We start from the raw sequence: 17126 nt of genomic DNA on the forward strand, positions 1-17126 counted from the left end.
TGCAGCGGCCACCACTTGCGTGACGCAAAACGCCGCTGGCGCTTCAGGACGTATGTGACTTGCGCTTGTCTGCCTTGGGTTCAGCCGGGATCGGCGCCGCTGCATCGGTCTTCGCGACCTCCGATTCGACCGGCTTGCTGCCCGGCCGCTGTATCTGCGGCGCCACAGCGTCGAGCTTGTTCTCGCGCATGTACTCGTCCATCTCGCGCCAACCGGCAAAGACGGCAGCGCGCTGCGCCTTGGCATTGAGCGCGTAGCAATCCTCGATGGCCCGCCCGGCATGCCGACAGGCGCTGCCAATGGCCTTGCCGTCGGCTTCTTTCAGAGCCGCCGTCTTCTCGGCGGCCTCGGTGCCGAGCAGGTCGCAACCGGCGAGCAGCGCCAGGGCGATCAGGGGAAGGATACGGAGGGGCGACATGATGGATGCGGACAGGCTTCGCAGGCTTATCGGTCACGCCGCCCGTCACTTGAGCCCGCCGACAAAAAGGGCCCTGCGGAAGCGGCCCCCTCACGTCGCGCCGGTGTCAGACCCGTTGGGGAACCATGGCCATCAGCTTGGCCACGCGCTCCTCGGTGGCCGGGTGGGTGCTGAACAGGCCGCGCAGCCCACCGCCGGACAGCGGATTCATGATCATCATCTGCGCCGTCTCCGGATGACGCTCGGCCGCCTCCAGCGGGATCCCCTGGGCATAGCGCTGGATCTTCTGCAGCGCGCTGGCCAGGGCCTGCGGATCGCCGGAGATCTCGGCGCCGCCCCGGTCGGCCTCGAACTCGCGGGCCCGGCTGATCGCCATCTGGATCAGGCTGGCTGCCAGCGGCGCCAGCAGCATCACCAGGATGCCGGCGATCGGGTTGGCTGGCCGACCGTCGCTTCCACGGCCGCCGAAGAACATCGCGAAATTGGCCAGCATCGAGATGGCGCCGGCCATCGTCGCGCTGATGGTGCTGATCAGGATATCGCGATGCTTCACGTGCGCGAGCTCGTGTGCCATGACGCCGCGCAGTTCACGCTCGGACAGCACACGCAGGATGCCGGTGGTGGCCGCCACCGCAGCGTTCTGGGGATTGCGGCCGGTCGCGAACGCGTTCGGCGCGTCCTCGTTGATCAGGTAGACCTTGGGCATCGGCAACTCCGCCTTCGCGGCGAGCTCTCGCACCATGCCGTAGAACTGCGGCGCGGAGGACGCATCGACCTCCTGCGCGTTGTACATCTTCAGCACCATCTTGTCGCTGAACCAGTAGCTGAAGAAGTTCATGCCGAGCGCGACCACCAGCGCGATCGCCATGCCCTGCTGCCCGCCCAGCACCGAGCCGATGGCCATGAACAGCGCCGTGATGGCGGCCATCAGCACGGCGGTCTTCATCAGATTGAACATGTTTCCAGCTCCTGCGCCACGCTGGCGCCCAGGCATAGATGCGGGACAACTCGGGGAGTTCAATCCCCGCACCGCACCATCACAGTGTTGCACCGACCTGCAGTGTCGACCGAACCGCCAGGAAATCCCGCGCCCCGACGCGCCGGCCGCCGGGACGCTGCAGCTGCAGCAGGTCCAGCGACAGGTCACCGCAGGCAACCCGCAGCACGCCCTCGGCAGCGCTCAGCACCGTGCCGGGCGCGCCTCGCTGCGGGGCCACCGCGGCTCGCCACAGCTTCACTGTCTCGCCGGCCTGCTGGAAACTGGCCCCGGGAAAGGGATCGAAGGCGCGCACACGGCGCTCGATCTCCTCGGCCGGCCGCGACCAGTCGATCGCCGCCTCCGCCTTGTCGATCTTGTGGGCATAGGTCACGCCCTCCGCCGGTTGCGGACGCCGCACCAGGCCTCCGCAGGCGGCGGCCTCGAGCGCTTCGACGATCAGCCGACCGCCGAGCGCCGCCAGGCGGTCGTGGAGCGTCGCCGTGCTGTCGTCGGATCGGATGGACTCGCGCTCGGAGAGCAGCATGTCACCGGTATCCAGGCCTTCGTCCATCTGCATGATGGTGATACCGGTCTCCGTATCGCCGGCCTCGATCGCCCGGTGGATCGGTGCTGCCCCGCGCCAGCGCGGCAGCAAGGAGGCATGGATGTTCAGGCACCCACGCGCCGGCAGCTTCAGCACCCAGGCCGGCAGGATCAGGCCATAGGCAGCCACCACCATCGCATCGAGCTGCGCCGCCTCGAGCGCTTCGCGCGCCGCGCTTGCGTCATCCGGGTACTTGCCGTCCAGCCGCAGGCTGCGCGGCTGCGTCACGGCCAGGCCGCGCTCCACGGCCAGCGCCTTGACGGCCGAGGCCTGCAACTTGAGCCCGCGCCCCGCCGGTCGATCGGGCTGCGTCAGCACCAGCGGAACGTCGAACCCGGCGTCCAGCAACTGTCTCAGCGCAACACGCGCGAACTCGGGCGTGCCGGCAAATGCGATGCGCACGCAGTCCGCCTCAGTCTCGCGCCTCGTCGCGCGTTTTTTTGAGCATCTTGCTCTTGATGCGGTTGCGCTTGAGCGGGGACAGGTACTCGACGAAGACCTTGCCCATCAGGTGATCCATCTCGTGCTGAACGCACACCGACAGCAGTTCCTCGGCATCGAACTGGTAGGCCTGCCCGTCCCGCCCCAACGCCCGGACCGTGACCTTCGCGTGGCGAGGGACCTTGTCGTAGATCTGCGGCACCGACAGGCAGCCCTCGTCCCCCACGACCATCTCGTCGCTGACCTGCAGCAACTCGGGGTTGATCAGCACCCGGGGCTCGTCGCGATCGTCGGAAACGTCGATGACGATCACGCGCTCGTGCACGTCGACCTGGGTCGCCGCCAGTCCGACGCCCTGGGCGTCGTACATGGTCTCCAGCATGTCGTCGACAAGTTGGCGCACGCGCTCGTCGACTTCCTTTACCGGTTTGGCCACGGTGTGAAGGCGGGGATCGGGATAACGCAGGATGTCGAGCAACGGCATGGCAGAGTAACGAAATGCTTCGGGACGGTGTGGGCCACAAGCAACGAGCGGGCGTGAAGGGCTACCGATGGCTGCACCCGCGCGCCCGGCGGTTTCATTGCGGCATCAAGGTTTATGGGCAGAATCTTCGAAACGAAGTGAGGATTTTCGCCCAACCGGCAGGGTCGGGTACAAGCCTCACAAAGACCACAGGGCGCCGGGGAGCTTGGAGCCGGCCGTCCACGGAGAGAGCTCGATGACACGAATTGCCCCCGCTGCACGCCGACCCCTCGGTGTGGTTGCCACTGCTCTCTTGTCCGCCCTGACGGCCGGCGTCTCGATGACCGCCGCCGCGGCGGAGCCCAATTTCCCCATCACCGCCCAACAGCGGAGTACTGCCCAGCAAGTCGCGCAGGCCGGCGTGCCGCTCTCCGAACTCGCGCCCAACGCCCCCGACACCTACACCGTCAAGCGCGGCGACACGTTGTGGGACATCTCCGGCGTGTTCCTGAAGCGGCAGTGGCGCTGGCCCGAGCTGTGGGGCATGAATCTCGACCAGATCCGCAACCCGCACCTGATCTACCCCGGGCAGCAACTGCTGCTTGAAAGGGATGGCGACCGCGCCCGCCTGCGCATGGCGGGCGGTCCGAACGGTACGCTGAAGCTGTCGCCGAGGGTCCGCGATGCTGGGGCCTCGGACGGCCCGATTGCCTCCGTCCCGCTGAAGTTCATCGAAGGTTTCCTCAACGATGCGGTGATCTTCGACAGCGACGAACTCGATCGTGCGCCGCGCATCGTCGCGGCCCAGGAAGGGCGTGTACTGCTCGGCAAGGGCGACGCCGCCTACGTGCGGGGCGACCTGACCAATGTGCGGGAATGGCGCGTTTTCCAGCAGCCCAAGGCACTGCGCGACCCCGACACGAACGCCATCCTCGGTTACGAAGGCACCTACGTCGCCACGGCCGAATACGAGAAGGAAGGCGGCACCAACAGCCAGGGCGAGGTCGTCCCGGCCACGTTCCGCATCACGTCCGCCAAGCTGGAGGCCAACGTGGCAAACCGCTTGGCCCCGGCGCAGGCCAAGGATTACACGCCTTATGTGCCGCGGCCACCCGCAGCGCCCATCAGCGGTCGCATCGTGTCGGTCTACGGCGAAGCCCTGAACGCGGGCCAGAACCAGATCGTCTCGCTGAACAAAGGCGCGCGCGACGGCGTGGAGCGTGGTCACGTCCTGGCGCTATGGCGGGCTGGGACGCTGGAGCGCGATCTCACACAGGCGGGCCCGGCTCAGAAGATCCGCCTGCCCGATGAACGCCACGGACTGTTGTTCGTGTTCCGCGTGTTCGACCGCATGTCGTATGCGCTCATCCTGAACGTCAACGACCCGGTCACCCGCGGGGATCGCTTTACCGAGCCCTGAGTTCGCCCTCCGGGTCCCGGCGCTCACTGAGCCATTGCGCCGCCGGCCATGATCGAGCGTGACGATCTCGCAGCGTGGCTGCGCTTGCTCGAAACTCCGTCGATCGGGAGGGATACCGCGCGCCGCCTGCTGGCGGCTTTCGGTTCCCCTCAGGCCGTCTTTGACGCTCCGCCCGTCGCCCTGAGAGAGCTGCTGACGGCGGAAAAGGCCGCGGCGTTGCGGTCGCCGCCCCCCTCGCTCGACGTACTGATCGAAGCGACTTGGCAGTGGCTTGACGCAGGGGAGGAGCGCCACGTGGTGGCGCTCGGCGACCCGGCCTACCCCCGCGCTTTGCTCGAGACCGCCGACCCACCCCTGCTGATCCATGCCGTGGGCCGCTTGGCGTTGCTGAATGCACCGAGCGTGGCCGTGGTTGGCAGCCGCAATCCGACGCCGCAGGGCGCCGAGAACGCCCGCGCCTTCGCCACCGCCCTGAGCCACGCCGGCCTGACCGTTGTATCCGGGCTGGCGCTCGGCATCGATGGCGCCGCCCACGACGGTGCACTGGCAGGCGAGGGGTCGACGATCGCGGTCGTCGGCACCGGGCTCGATCGCGTCTATCCGAAGCGGCATCTGAAGTTGGCTCACCGGATTGCCCGCGATGGCCTGATGGTGAGCGAGTACGCGCTGGGAACGCCCCCGATTGCCGCACACTTCCCACTGCGCAACCGCCTGATCGCCGGCCTGACCCGAGGTACGCTGGTGGTCGAGGCCGCGTTGCAGTCGGGCTCGCTGATCACCGCACGGCTGGCGCTCGAAGCCGGTCGGGAGGTCTTCGCGATTCCGGGCTCGATTCACGCGCCCCAGTCACGCGGCTGTCACGCGCTGATCAAGCAGGGCGCCAAACTGGTCGACAGCGCGGCGGACATCCTTGAGGAACTGCGGTGGTTCGACGCGCCAGACAGGCCCTCGCCCACCACGTCAAGCCCGTCCGTAGAAGACCCGGTACTGGCCGCCCTCGGCCACGATCCCGTCACTCTTGACGCACTGAGCGCCCGGATCGGGTGGCCCCCAGCCGAATTGAGCGCTCGCTTACTGGCACTTGAACTGAGTGGCGACGTGGTTCGTTTGCCAGGCCAGTTGTTCCAGCGCCTCGTACAGGCCTGAGACCCTGCACGCTGAACGCCCCGCATCCGTGCCGGCGAATGCCGGCGGCGCCCTTCGCCTGACACCCCCTGTGGTATCTTGTCGCATGTTCGACGTGCTCGTGTATCTCTACGAAAACTACTGGCAGCCCGACGCGTGCCCCGATCACCGGCAGCTGTCTCGCAAGCTCTCTGCGGTGGGCTTCGAGAACGAGGAGATCGAGGACGCGCTGAGCTGGCTGGACGGTTTGGCGACGGCCGCCGAGTCACACAGCGGCGAGCAGAGTGCGCATGCGCTGCGCGTTTATTCGCCGATGGAGCAGGAACACCTGGGCGAGGCCTCGATCGGCTTCGTCAGCTTTCTCGAATCGGCCGGTGTGTTGCGCGCACCGATGCGCGAGATGGTGATCGATCGCGCGATGGCGATTCCCGCTGGTCCGCTGGCCGTCGAAGACCTGAAGATCATCGTTCTGATGGTGTTCTGGAGCCTGGGTGAAGAGCCCGACGCACTGATCCTCGACGAGTTGTTCGTCGATGACGAGGATCGTCTGATCCACTGACGAACCGGCGCGGTTGCCGCGCCCCTCGTCCATTCAGTTCAGCAAGCGCTGCGGGTCAGCGTCTAGCTTGGCCAGCGCGCTGCGGGTCGCGCGCACCGTGAGGGCCTCATCTTGCGCCGGAACCAGCAGGCCGGCCTGCAGATAGGACGCCAGCCGGTGCTGCTGGAACAGCGTGCCGCGGCCCTGCTGCGAGACGAACAGGCTGAGTTGTTTCCGCATGCCATGCCAGGCCAGTTGCACCGACTCGATGCGACCCCGGTGCTCGAGCATGTACCAACCGCCGACCTGCAGTTCGCGCGCCCAGGCGATCATGGCTGGCGTCGGCATCGATCCCCCCTCAGTCACGATCTGCAGTTCGGTGCTTTCATGCCCTGACAGGTCCATCACGATGGACTCGTCGATCTGCATCTCGTCGGCATCGGGCAGCATTTCCTCGAGGTCCTCGAGTCGCGCCATCAACTCCTCGAGACGCTCGGCGGGAATCGCTGCCGCCTTGGCAGTGAAGGCCGCCGCCAGCGAGTCGTTCAGCGCCTGGATGTGCTCGTCCTGCTTCTCGGGAGCGAGGCCAGCCTCCGCCATGCCTTCGCGCAGCGTCTTCAGCAGCGGCGGGAGGCGGCGAATCACGTCGGCGCGTTCTTCACGCGACACCTTTGCACCCGCCGACCAGATGAGATCGGCGGCAGCGCGCTTCATGATCTTGGTGGCATCGCTGGCGGCTCCCGTCTTCAGCGCCATCGTGGCCAGCACATCGGCCCAGACATGGAACAGGAAGTTGCGCACGCCTTCCTGCACCGGCACCTCGTTGAGCATCTTGCGCAGCTCGATCGTGTACTGGATCGCCATCGTCTCGCGCTGCTCGACCTGCTGCGCGAGCGACACGCCCTTGCGCGTCGCCTCGTTCTCGGTCTTGAAATAATGCTCGAGGAAGCGCTCGAACTCGGTCAGGACGGTCTGGAACACCCGACGACCGGTGTCGGGGTAGGCCTCCACGACCTGCACCACGCGCTTGATTTCCTTGTCGAGCGCATCGCCCGCGGCCCGCGAGCTGATGTCGAAGCCCATCACGCAGGCGCCCATGCGGTCGATCAGCTTGCGCGCCGGATGGTCGGTGGTGGCGAAGAAATCGGGCTCGCTGACCGCCACGCGCAGCACCGGCATCTGCAGGCGAGCGAACCACACGCGAACAACCGCCGGGATCTTCTCTTCAGTCAGGATACTCTGGAACAGCAACGCCACGATCTCGATGGTGGCGCGCTCGACCGGCGTGCTGGCGGCTTCCTTGAGTGCCTGCTTGCGCTGCTGCAACTCCTGCAGCAGCGCCGGGGTGCTGATCGCGGCGCGCTCGTCGCGTCCGGTGGTGGCCAGTTGGCGCTGGATGCCGCTCTGCGCTTCCGCGATCGCCCGCTTGAAACCAGTTGAGGGCTGCATCTCCGCCGTGTCGGCGAACGATGGCACCTGCCGGCCCACCAGCTTGTTGAGTCGACCCAGCACCGCTTCCGCATGCCCGGCCGTACGAGCCAGATTGCTCATGCGCGTCATCAACCGGGTTTCCTCGCCGACACCGGCCCCGCGGGTCGACGTCGTCGTGCCGGCAATGACGACATTCGCGCGCCGCAGGCCGCCCTGCGCCTCCGCCATGTCGCCGAAGCCCGTCGTCACCGGGATCGACGCGACATGTGCGCCGGTCGAACGGCGGATCAGGGGCCGCAGGTCGATTTCGGGACGCACGCCCTCACCGAGCAGCCAGCGGTTGGTCTCGTGGTAGGACTCCTCGACCATCTCGCCGAAGGCCGCGTGGATCACCTTCTGCACGGTCCGCCAGTGCTCCAGCGACAGGCCGGCCGACCGCCAGCTGTCGATCACGATACGTGCCACCACATGCGGTCGCAGCGCGTCGCCACTGTCGAGTTCCTCGCGACGCTCCAGGCTGGACATGCGGGCGCGCAGGTCCGTGAACTCCCACGAAGCCTTGTCCATCATGGCCAGCGCCAGGCGAGAGCTGAGGATTTCCACCTCGATGGTGTCGTCGTCGACCAGTTGCAGCGTGTCGCGCCCACTGCCCATGCTGGACGCCGCAGCTGCGCCGAGCGACGTCCTGCCGCCCGAGGTGCTGATGCGCGGCATGGCACCGAGGCTGTCGATCAGCGCCTGCTGCCACTGCGGTGCGGGTCGGGTCAGGTCGATGGCCGCGTTCATGCGCTTGTGCGCCAGCTGCGGTTCGGCCTTCTCGTTCGCCAGTCGGTGGGCACCGTCGAGCACCCCTTGCACCGCGGTCGGCACCGCGAGCAGCAGCGACTCCATATACACCCGCCGCGCTTGAGCGGCCAGGGCGGATGGGGCGGCTGGGGTGGCCATGGAGGATAGGGGCGGACGGTGATTAGACAGACTGTTTCAACTCTACACCACGGCCCCGGCATTCGGGTCGTCGGGATCGCCGCCCTTGACGCTGCCCGCCTTCATCAGATCCTCCCGCTTGACGCCCAGCCACATCGCAATGGCCGCGGCGACGAACACCGAAGAGTAGATGCCGAACAAGATGCCGATCGTCAGTGCGACTGCGAAGTAGTGCAGCGTCGCACCGCCGAACACCAGCATCGACAACACCATCATCTGCGTCGACCCGTGCGTGATGATGGTGCGGCTCATGGTCGAGGTGATCGCATGGTCGATCACCTGGTGCGTGTTCATCTTGCGATAGCGGCGGAAGGCCTCGCGAATCCGGTCGAAGATGACCACCGACTCGTTGACCGAATAGCCCAGCACCGCCAGCACGGCCGCCAGCACCGACAGAGAGAATTCCCACTGGAAGAAGGCGAAGAAGCCCAGGATGATGATCACGTCATGCAGGTTGGCGACGATCGCCGCGACCGCGAACTTCCATTCGAAGCGGATCGCAAGATAGATCATGATGCCGATGACGACGAAGCCCAGCGCCATCGCACCGTCGGTCGCCAGTTCCTTGCCGACCTGCGGCCCGACGAACTCGCTGCGCTTGAGCATCACCGGTTGCGCGCCGCCGGCGTCGCAGACCTGCGCGCTGACCGACTCGCCCTTGTCGCTGACCGATTGCGACTGCGTGACCTGACCGCCTTCGGCCGCGCACAGCGCGCTGAACACACGGCCCACCACCTCCTGCTGCTTGACGTCGCCCCGCAACGGCAGCCGGACCAGTACGTCGCGCGAGGTGCCGAAGTTCTGCACCTGCACCTCACCGAAACCGAGCGCCTCGACCGCACTGCGCACCTTGGGCACGTCGGCCGTCTTGGCGTACTCGACCTCGAGCACCGTGCCGCCGGTGAACTCGATCGACAGGTGCAGACCGCGCGTCACGAGGAAGAACACGGCGGCGGCAAAGGTCACGAAGGACACGACGTTGAAGATCAACGCGTGTTTCATGAACGGGATGTCGCGCTTGATGCGGAAGAACTCCATGGAACCGTCTCCTTCTACTCAGGCCTGGGCCGCCGGCGGCACAGCGCCGTCCGGACGCCATACCTGACCGATCGACACGCCCTTGAGCTTCTTGCGCCGCCCGTACCAGAGATTCACCAGACCACGCGAGAACAGCACCGCGGAGAACATCGAGGTCAGGATGCCGAGACAGTGCACAACCGCGAAGCCGCGGACAGGACCTGAGCCGAAGGCCAGCAGCGCAACGCCCGCAATCAGCGTGGTGATGTTCGAATCGAAGATCGTGGCCCAGGCGCGCTCGTAGCCGGTGTGGATCGCGGCCTGCGGCGAAGCGCCGGCGCGCAGTTCCTCGCGCACCCGTTCGTTGATCAGCACGTTGGCGTCGATCGCCATCCCCAGCGTCAGCGCGATCGCCGCGATGCCGGGCAATGTGAGCGTGGCCTGCAGCATCGACAGCACCGCCACCAGCAGCAGCAGGTTCACCGCCAGCGCAATGGTCGAGAACACGCCGAACAGCAGGTAGTAGGCGCACATGAACGCGGCAATCGCGGCAAAGCCGTAGATCACGCTGTTGAAGCCCTTGTCGATGTTCTCGGCGCCAAGGCTCGGACCGATGGTCCGCTCCTCGACGATCTCCATCGGCGCCGCCAGCGAACCGGCACGCAGCAGCAGCGCCGTATCGCTCGCCTCCTGCGTCGTCATGCGGCCCGAGATCTGGAAGCGCGAGCCGAGTTCACCGCGAATCACCGGCGCCGTCACGACCTCGCCCTTGCCCTTCTCGAACAGCAGGATCGCCATGCGCTTGCCGACGTTGTCGCGCGAGACGTCGCGCATGATGCGTGCGCCCTTGGCGTCCACGGTCAGGTGCACGGCCGGTTCCTGCGTCTGGCCGTCGAAACCGGGTTGCGCGTCGGTCAGGCTGTCACCGGTGAGGATGACCTGGCGCTTGACGATCAGCGCGGCACCGCCGCGCTCCACGTAGCGCTCGGCCCCGAACGGCACCGGCCCGCTGCCGGTCGCGGCGGCGGCCGCCTCGGCGCTGTCGTCCACCATGCGCAGTTCGAGCGTCGCGGTCCGGCCGATGATGTCCTTCGCCTTCGCCGTGTCCTGCACGCCCGGCAACTGCACCACCACGCGGTCCGCGCCCTGCTGCTGGATCACCGGCTCGGCCACGCCGAGTTCGTTGATCCGGTTGTGCAGCGTGGTGATGTTCTGCTTGATGGCCTGATCCTGCACGCGGCGCGCCGCCTCGGCCTTCAGGCTGCCGGTCAGCGTGAATTCACTGTCACGGGCCGCCTCGGACCACTGCAGGTCGGGCAGCGGCTCGGTCAGCACCGCCCGCGCGGCGGTGCGCGTCGCCGCGTCGCGGAAGGCGATCGTGACCGTGTTGCCTTCACGCGCGATGCCGGCGTGGCGGATGCTCTTGTCGCGCAGCAGGCTGCGGATGTCGCCGGTCAGCACATCGGCGCGCTTGGTGAGCGCCGCCTTCATGTCGACCTGCATCAGGAAATGCACCCCGCCGCGCAGGTCGAGGCCCAGGTACATCGGCAGCGCATGCAGCGATCGCAGCCAGGTCGGTGAACGCGACAGCAGGTTCAGCGCGACGATGTAGCCCGGATCGGCCGGGTCAGGGTTCAAGGCCTTGGCAATGGCGTCCTTGGCCTTGATCTGCGCATCGGTGTCGCGAAAGCGTGCCTTGATCGACGCACCATCGAGTTGCACGAAATCGGCCTGCAGTCCGGCCGCCTGCAAGGCCTGCTCGACGCGCGGCACCACCGTCGCGTCGACCTTCAGCGTGGCCTTGCCACTCGACACCTGCACGGCAGGTGCCTCACCGAAGAAATTGGGCAAGGTATAGACCAGCCCGACCAGCAGCGCGATCGCCAGGATCGCGTACTTCCACCATGGGTAGCGGTTCATTGCAGCATCCTCGGGGGCGACCCCCCGTCCTGGCACCGTGCCACACGGCGCCCTTGTTTGCACGAAAGGCCGCGACACCCAGCGGTGACCGCGGCCTTCGGGCCTCGCGCCGCACAGGCGGCACGATCGCCTGCGCTTACTTCAGCGTGCCCTTGGGCAGCACCTGCACCACGGCGGAACGCTGCACCTGCAGTTCCACGCCGCTGGCGACCTCGACATGCAGGTAGGTGTCACCGATCTTCGCCACCTTGCCGAGCACGCCACCGGCGGTGACGACCTCGTCGCCCTTGGCCAGCGCATCGACCATCGCCTTGTGCTCCTTCTGGCGCTTCATCTGCGGGCGGATCATCACGAAATACAGCACCACGAACATCAGCACGAGCGGCAGCATCGTGAGCAGGCTCGACTCCCCACCGGCGGCGGCGGCCGGAGCGGCCTGGGCAAAAGCTTCGGAAATGAACACTGTCTCGTCCTTGAATTGGTTGCACCAGCGACAGCGCGCATTGTAGTGCGCGCTCCCTCCCGGGCCGGTTGGAGCAGGCGCCGCGCAGAAGGTTCGATGGCGGGTGATATCCGGGGCAGGCCGGACTCGTCGACCGGTGGCTTCGAGGTGCCGGCTCGCCGGCACCTGGAATTGCAAACGGCCCCACACAGGGGGCCGTTTCGGATTTGGTGGCTCGGGGCGGAATCGAACCACCGACACGCGGATTTTCAATCCGCTGCTCTACCAACTGAGCTACCGAGCCAAGGGGCCGCAGTGTAGCAGCACCGCCGGCCGTTCAGGCGGCCGCGCCCTTCTTGCCCCGGCTGAGGTCCACGCCGAGCTGCTTGAGCTTGCGGTACAGGTGGGTGCGCTCCAGCCCGGTCTTCTCGGCCACGCGCGTCATGCTGCCGTTCTCGCGTGCGAGGTGGAACTCGAAGTAGGCCTTCTCGAAGGCGTCGCGCGCTTCACGCAGCGGCCGGTCGAGTTCGAAGCTCTGCTCGGGTTGCAGGCCGAGGGCGGTCGGCTGGGCGCCGGGCAGCCCGCCGTGCTGCGAATCGATGGCGAGCGCGTCACCGCGCTCGCCGGGACGCAGCGGCGTCACGGTGGCCACCGGCCGCGAGGCCGGCTTGGCCAGGCCCTGCTCGACGGCCCGCAGCAGCTTCTGCAGCGTGATCGGCTTCTCGAGGAAGGCCATCGCGCCGAACTTGATCGCCTCGACGGCCGTGTCGATCGTGCCGTGGCCCGACATCATGATCACCGGCATCGTGAGCAGGTTGCAGCTGCCCCATTCCTTGAGCAGCGTGACGCCATCGACGTCCGGCATCCAGATGTCGAGCAGCACCAGATCGGGCCGCGCACGCTCTCTCGACGCCCGGGCCTCGGCGGCGTTCTCGGCCAGTTCGACGCTATGGCCCTCGTCGCTCAGGATGTCCGACAGCAGTGCGCGGATGCCGAGTTCGTCGTCTACAACAAGGATGGTCGCCATGGGGTCCCGGTGCGTGGCACATGCCGTGTCGGCGTGGCCTCAAGGCTGACCCCGGGGGGCAGCCATTTCGAAAATGATAGCGAAACTTGTGCCCCCCGACAGACGGCGCGTCGCCCCTGGCCACCGCGTCGCCCGCGAGGTTGGCCAGGCGGATGCGCGCGCCATGCTCGTCGGCGATCTTCTTGACCACGGCAAGCCCGAGCCCTGTGCCCTTGGTCTTGGTGGTCACATAGGGCTCGAACGCACGCTTGAGCATGCGTTCGCTGAAGCCGGGGCCGTTGTCGGCGACGACCAGTCGCACAGCGCGCCACTCGCCGCGCTCGTTGAGTGCCCCTCGGTGCGCAGCCGGACCTGGCCGTCGGGCCGCTCGGCCACCGCGTCCAGCGCGTTCTGCACCAGGTTGTGCACCACCTGCCGCAACTGTGTGGCGTCGCCCTGGATCCGCGGCAGACCCTCGGCCAGCTCGACGCGCAGGCGGCCCGACTCCTGCACCTCCGCGTACAGGCCCAGCACCTCGGACACCAGCGCGTTGAGGTCCAGCGGCGCCAGCTGGGCCGCCGGCAGGCGGGCGTAATCGCGGAACTCGTTGACCAGCTGCTTCATCGCCTGCACCTGGGTGACGATGGTGCTCACAGACTTGGCCAGCATCTGCTGGTCCGGTACCTCCAGCTTGGCTTCGAGCCGGTGCTGGATGCGCTCGGCCGACAGCTGGATCGGCGTGAGCGGGTTCTTGATCTCGTGCGCGAGCCGGCGCGCCACCTCGCCCCAGGCCTCGGCGCGCTGCGCCGAGACGAGCTCGGTGATGTCGTCGAACACCACCAGCCGCGCGGTACTGCCCTGGCCGCCGGCCGGCAGCGGCGCGCCGCGCACCAGCAGGGTCAGCGGATCGCGGTCGGGGGCTGTCGTGAGTTCGAAGGAATCCTGCCAGTGGTCTCGGTCGCCGAGTTCGGAGCCGCTCTCGATCTGGTCGAAGCGTCGGGTCAGCGCCGCGTCGAAGCCCTCGAGGCCGGGCACTTCGGCGAGCCCGCGGCCGAGATGGGCCGACAAGGGCACGCGCAGGATGCGGGTCGCACCGGCGTTCACGCTGTCGATGCGACGGTCGCGATCGAACACGATCACCCCGGCGCTCATGTTGTCGAGGATGGCCTGCAGCTTGCCACGCGCCGTCTCGAGCTCGGCCACGCTCTGCTCGACCAGGCCGCGGGCGTCGGCGAGTTGCTGGGTCATGTCGGCGAACGAGCGCGTCAGGCCGCCGAGTTCGTCGCCCGACGCGAACACCGGCTTCGGGCTCAGGTCTCCGCGGGCCACCTCGCGCACGCCGTCGGCGAGCAGCAGCAGAGGACGTGCCAGCCGGTTGCCGAAGGTCACCGCCAGCAGCATCGCGCCGAACACGGCAAGGATCAGTGTCAGCGTCAGCGTGCCGATGTACATCTTGCGCAGGCCCTCGCGCGCCAGCGAGCGTTGCTGGTACTCGCGGTAGGCGCTCTGCACCGCGAGCGCGTTGGCTGCCAGCGTGGCCGGCAACAGCTGGCTCACCACCAGGTAGCGGTCCTCGCGGCTGAGCGAGAAGCCGGTGGCCGGGATCAGGGCAATGACGCGTACGCGCGGCTGGCTCGGAGGCTGGTCGGCAACCGAGACGCCGGGGATGCGCGTGGCAGCGCCGTCGTCGTCGAGCCCCTCGATCTGCGTGGTCACGCGCGCCGTGCGTGCCTGCCGCAGCAGAGCCAGACCCGGTCGCTCGGGCGCCAGCACCGCGGCGGCGCCGGCGCTCGACAGCACCTGGCCGGCCGCGCCGAGCACCGCCACGTCCTGCGCCGTGAGTTGCTCCCGCAAGCGCTCCAGGGCCAGCGGCTGCTGTCGCTCGGGGGCCTCGCCGAGCCGCTCGGCGGCCACGCGCGTCTTGCCGGCGAGATCATTGACCAGTGTGTCGAGCGTGCCGCGCCCGAGGTTCAGGCCGGCCTCCAGCGCACCCTCGACGCGCACGTCGAACCAGCTCTCGATGCTGCGAGACACGAACTGGTAGCTCACCGTGTAGACCAGCGCCCCGGGCACCACCGCCACCACGCCGAAGATCGCCGCGAGCCGCAGCAGCAGCCGCGAACCGAAGCGTCCGCGCAGCACCCGCGCAGCGAGCCGCACCGCACCGACCACGATCACACCGACCAGCACGGTCGCGATCACGACGTTGGCCCACAGGAGACCGTTGTAGTACCGCTCGTAGAACTCCCGGTTGTTGGTGGCGATGGCCAGCAGGAAGGTGAGCACCAGCGCCGCCGCCGTGGTCGCGGCCAACGCGACGACCCAGACGCCGCGCGAGATTCGGCGGTCCGAGTGCCGCGTGAGCAGCAGCGCCAAGCGGCGGCGCAGGCGTTCCGGGGTCATGGCCGCTGCCGTGCGCGTTCCGGGGTCAGCGCGCGGCGGGCACGACCAGCCGTCGCTCGACCTCGAGCGCCCATTCGGCCTGGCCGCCGAAGCTGATCTGTAGCGGGCGCGGCAGCTGCGAGGTGTCGAGCCGCAGGCTGAACTCGATGTACTGGCCGTCGCCGTCGTCCAGGTCGCCGGCCTCGGCGAGCTTCCAGCGGGTGGCACGCTGCACCACCCACAGCGCATCGGACAGCGAGTCGTAGTTCTGGCTCAGGCTGCCGAAATTGACGCGGTAGCGCCGCGTGAGCGGCTGCCAGGTGAGGCGCCAGGTGCGGGTGGCCCGTGCCACCCGCTTGTCGCGCCAATACCAGCGCGAACGGAACACCTCGGCCTCGGCCACGAAATGCAGCGGCACACCCTTCTGCAGCGCGTCCTCGACTGCATGGGGCAGCACGACACTGGCGGTGTAGCCGAGCAACAGGCCCTCGTCGCCGCGCGTGAGGTCCAGCGCGCTGAGTTCGATGCCATCGGCATGTGCCGCCGACGCGCCGACCGCCAGCCAGATCACCAGCGCCAGCCAGGCCGCGGGCAGCCACCCGGCCGACCGTCCTGCGGCAGGCTGAAACCAGCGTCGAACCGAGGCGGTGAACACGGTGGCGGTAGGCGTTTGGATGATGGGTCGTTGCGGTGCGGCTCAGGACGAACGCTTTTCGAGCAGCGCGTAATAGAAACCGTCCGTCGAAGGCCGCAGCGGCCCCTCGCTCACCTGTCCGGGATTGTCGACCACCGGCAGCAGGTAGCCGGGTGAAGGCTGCGCGATGGCATCGGGTGCGCGTTGCAAAAAGCGTCGATCTGATGCGCGCCTTCGGCCTTGAAGACCGAGCAGGTGGCGTAGAGCAGCCGCCCGCCGGGCCGCAACAGCGGCCACAACGCATCGAGCAGCGCAGCCTGGGTCGACGCCAGCGCATCGAGGTCCGAGGCGCGGCGCAGCCAGCGCACATCGGGGTGGCGTCGCACGATGCCCGAGGCGCTGCAGGGCGCGTCGAGCAGGATGGCATCGTAGGGCCGGCCGTCCCACCAGGCGGCAACGTGGCGTGCATCTGCGGCCTGGGTGCGTGCCTCAGGCCGAGGCGCTGCAACGTCTCGCTCACCTTCACCAGCCGCTGCGGGTCGGCGTCCAGGGCCAGCAGGTCGAGCTCGGCCAGCTCGAGCAGGTGAGCCGCCTTGCCGCCGGGCGCCGCACAGGCGTCAAGCACCCGGGCGCCAGGCGCCAGGCCGGCGCCCAGCAGCAGAGGGGCCGCCACCTGGGCCGCGAGGTCCTGCACCGACACCGCGCCGTCGGCAAAGCCCGGCAGTGCGGACACCGCGCAGGGCGTCGCGAGCTCGATGGCCTGGGCATCGATCGCGCCGGGCCGGGTCACGGCATGGGCAGCGATGCCCGCCTGCTCCAGGCGCAGCAGGTAGCTGGCTCTGTCCTGCTGCCGTTGATTGACGCGCAACGTCATCGGCGCACGCCGGTCGTTGGCACGCAACAGCTCGGCCCACTGCCCTGGCCAGTCGCGCTGCAGTGTCTCGATCCACCAGCGCGGATGGTTCCACACGGCGACAGGATCCTTCGCCGCGGCCGCGGCCTGCGTTGCCTGCTCCCGCAGATGGCGCCGCAGCACCGCGTTGACGAAGCCGGCCTGTGCCCGTGCGCGCTGCTTGGCCGCCTCCACCGCCTGGCTCACCAGCGTGTGCGGCGCGTAGGGTGGGGTGTCGGCGCTCTCCGCATCCTGGTGCGACAGGGCGAGCACACTGAGCAGCAGTGCATCGACCCAGGCCGGCGGTGCCTTCGGTACGAGTTGGCATCGCAGCGCCCGGGGCGAGGCCGAGGCCGCGCAGCACGCGAAACGCCAGCGCCTGCGTGCCCGGGCGCGGCGCCGCCGGCACGGTCGCCAGCGCATCGGTCAA

15 protein-coding genes, 1 tRNA gene and 1 pseudogene are annotated in these 17126 nt (G+C 68.1%); 3 read left to right on the plus strand and 14 right to left on the minus strand.

The annotated features are described in order from the left end of the window. Positions 1–43: 43 nt before the first annotated feature. The 4 genes from Y694_RS03795 to def all read right to left on the minus strand — a co-directional run bounded on the left by Y694_RS03795 (position 44) and on the right by def (position 2926). Positions 44–418, minus strand: a complete 375-nt coding sequence (locus tag Y694_RS03795) for a hypothetical protein (RefSeq protein WP_011827887.1) — start codon at positions 416–418, stop codon at positions 44–46. A 106-nt stretch (positions 419–524) separates the two neighbouring features. Then, entirely contained in the window at positions 525–1376 is an 852-nt protein-coding gene (gene htpX, locus Y694_RS03800) for a zinc metalloprotease HtpX (protein ID WP_011827886.1), read from the minus strand. Positions 1377–1455: 79 nt separating this feature from the next. After that, positions 1456–2403 carry a methionyl-tRNA formyltransferase gene (gene fmt, locus Y694_RS03805; RefSeq protein ID WP_036229992.1) on the minus strand — a complete coding sequence of 316 codons (948 nt, stop codon included), beginning with the start codon at positions 2401–2403 and terminating at the stop codon, positions 1456–1458. A 10-nt stretch (positions 2404–2413) separates the two neighbouring features. Then, positions 2414–2926 (minus strand): peptide deformylase, encoded by a 513-nt coding sequence (def, locus tag Y694_RS03810; RefSeq protein ID WP_036229995.1) that lies wholly within the window; start codon positions 2924–2926, stop codon positions 2414–2416. Positions 2927–3161: 235 nt separating this feature from the next. On the opposite strand from def, the gene Y694_RS03815 reads away from it, so the two are divergent. From Y694_RS03815 to Y694_RS03825, 3 genes are all read left to right on the plus strand, one after another. Then, positions 3162–4325 (plus strand): LysM peptidoglycan-binding domain-containing protein, encoded by a 1164-nt coding sequence (locus Y694_RS03815; protein ID WP_011827883.1) that lies wholly within the window; start codon positions 3162–3164, stop codon positions 4323–4325. A gap of 48 nt (positions 4326–4373) precedes the next feature. Then, a complete protein-coding gene (dprA, locus tag Y694_RS03820) occupies positions 4374–5471 on the plus strand; it encodes a DNA-processing protein DprA (RefSeq protein WP_036229998.1) in 1098 nt (365 codons plus the stop codon). A gap of 85 nt (positions 5472–5556) precedes the next feature. Next, positions 5557–6009: a DUF494 family protein gene (locus Y694_RS03825; protein WP_011827881.1), complete on the plus strand. Its 453-nt coding sequence runs from the start codon at positions 5557–5559 to the stop codon at positions 6007–6009. Positions 6010–6042: 33 nt separating this feature from the next. Here the strand turns inward: Y694_RS03825 and Y694_RS03830 are convergent, their stop codons facing one another. The 10 genes and pseudogenes from Y694_RS03830 to rsmB all read right to left on the minus strand — a co-directional run. After that, positions 6043–8364, minus strand: a complete 2322-nt coding sequence (locus tag Y694_RS03830) for a DUF1631 family protein (RefSeq protein ID WP_011827880.1) — start codon at positions 8362–8364, stop codon at positions 6043–6045. Positions 8365–8406: 42 nt separating this feature from the next. Next, positions 8407–9441 carry a protein translocase subunit SecF gene (gene secF, locus Y694_RS03835; protein ID WP_011827879.1) on the minus strand — a complete coding sequence of 345 codons (1035 nt, stop codon included), beginning with the start codon at positions 9439–9441 and terminating at the stop codon, positions 8407–8409. Between the two features lie 18 nt (positions 9442–9459). Next, positions 9460–11340 (minus strand): protein translocase subunit SecD, encoded by a 1881-nt coding sequence (gene secD, locus Y694_RS03840; RefSeq protein ID WP_011827878.1) that lies wholly within the window; start codon positions 11338–11340, stop codon positions 9460–9462. A gap of 136 nt (positions 11341–11476) precedes the next feature. After that, positions 11477–11803: a preprotein translocase subunit YajC gene (gene yajC, locus Y694_RS03845; RefSeq protein WP_011827877.1), complete on the minus strand. Its 327-nt coding sequence runs from the start codon at positions 11801–11803 to the stop codon at positions 11477–11479. A 207-nt stretch (positions 11804–12010) separates the two neighbouring features. Then, positions 12011–12086 (minus strand) — tRNA-Phe (locus Y694_RS03850). Between the two features lie 33 nt (positions 12087–12119). Next, on the minus strand, positions 12120–12809 hold the full coding sequence (locus Y694_RS03855; RefSeq protein WP_011827876.1) for a response regulator: 690 nt from the start codon (positions 12807–12809) through the stop codon (positions 12120–12122). Next, on the minus strand, positions 12730–13065 hold the full coding sequence (locus Y694_RS25400; RefSeq protein WP_231497525.1) for an ATP-binding protein: 336 nt from the start codon (positions 13063–13065) through the stop codon (positions 12730–12732). The genes Y694_RS03855 and Y694_RS25400 overlap by 80 nt, the downstream gene beginning before the upstream one ends. Next, a complete protein-coding gene (locus Y694_RS03860; protein WP_051495551.1) occupies positions 13035–15191 on the minus strand; it encodes a histidine kinase dimerization/phospho-acceptor domain-containing protein in 2157 nt (718 codons plus the stop codon). Before Y694_RS03860 ends, Y694_RS25400 begins: the two co-directional genes overlap by 31 nt. Positions 15192–15216: 25 nt before the next feature. After that, complete coding sequence (locus tag Y694_RS03865) at positions 15217–15825, minus strand: DUF4390 domain-containing protein (RefSeq protein WP_011827874.1); 609 nt, start codon at positions 15823–15825, stop codon at positions 15217–15219. A 42-nt stretch (positions 15826–15867) separates the two neighbouring features. Then, positions 15868–17126 (minus strand): annotated as a pseudogene (gene rsmB / locus Y694_RS27025) (16S rRNA (cytosine(967)-C(5))-methyltransferase RsmB); the annotation flags it as partial.

It is taken from the genome of Methylibium sp. T29-B, from assembly GCF_000576225.1.
GTDB lineage: Bacteria > Pseudomonadota > Gammaproteobacteria > Burkholderiales > Burkholderiaceae_C > Methylibium > Methylibium petroleiphilum.

Coding starts and splice junctions, on each gene's coding strand:
- def (WP_036229995.1), bottom strand. CDS start 2,926: ATGCCGTTGCTCGACATCCTGCGTTATCCCGATCCCCGCCTTCACACC.
- secD (WP_011827878.1), bottom strand. CDS start 11,340: ATGAACCGCTACCCATGGTGGAAGTACGCGATCCTGGCGATCGCGCTG.
- Y694_RS25400 (WP_231497525.1), bottom strand. CDS start 13,065: ATGCTCAAGCGTGCGTTCGAGCCCTATGTGACCACCAAGACCAAGGGC.
- Y694_RS03830 (WP_011827880.1), bottom strand. CDS start 8,364: ATGGCCACCCCAGCCGCCCCATCCGCCCTGGCCGCTCAAGCGCGGCGG.
- Y694_RS03825 (WP_011827881.1), top strand. CDS start 5,557: ATGTTCGACGTGCTCGTGTATCTCTACGAAAACTACTGGCAGCCCGAC.
- Y694_RS03855 (WP_011827876.1), bottom strand. CDS start 12,809: ATGGCGACCATCCTTGTTGTAGACGACGAACTCGGCATCCGCGCACTG.
- Y694_RS03815 (WP_011827883.1), top strand. CDS start 3,162: ATGACACGAATTGCCCCCGCTGCACGCCGACCCCTCGGTGTGGTTGCC.
- htpX (WP_011827886.1), bottom strand. CDS start 1,376: ATGTTCAATCTGATGAAGACCGCCGTGCTGATGGCCGCCATCACGGCG.
- Y694_RS03795 (WP_011827887.1), bottom strand. CDS start 418: ATGTCGCCCCTCCGTATCCTTCCCCTGATCGCCCTGGCGCTGCTCGCC.
- secF (WP_011827879.1), bottom strand. CDS start 9,441: ATGGAGTTCTTCCGCATCAAGCGCGACATCCCGTTCATGAAACACGCG.
- Y694_RS03860 (WP_051495551.1), bottom strand. CDS start 15,191: ATGACCCCGGAACGCCTGCGCCGCCGCTTGGCGCTGCTGCTCACGCGG.
- dprA (WP_036229998.1), top strand. CDS start 4,374: ATGATCGAGCGTGACGATCTCGCAGCGTGGCTGCGCTTGCTCGAAACT.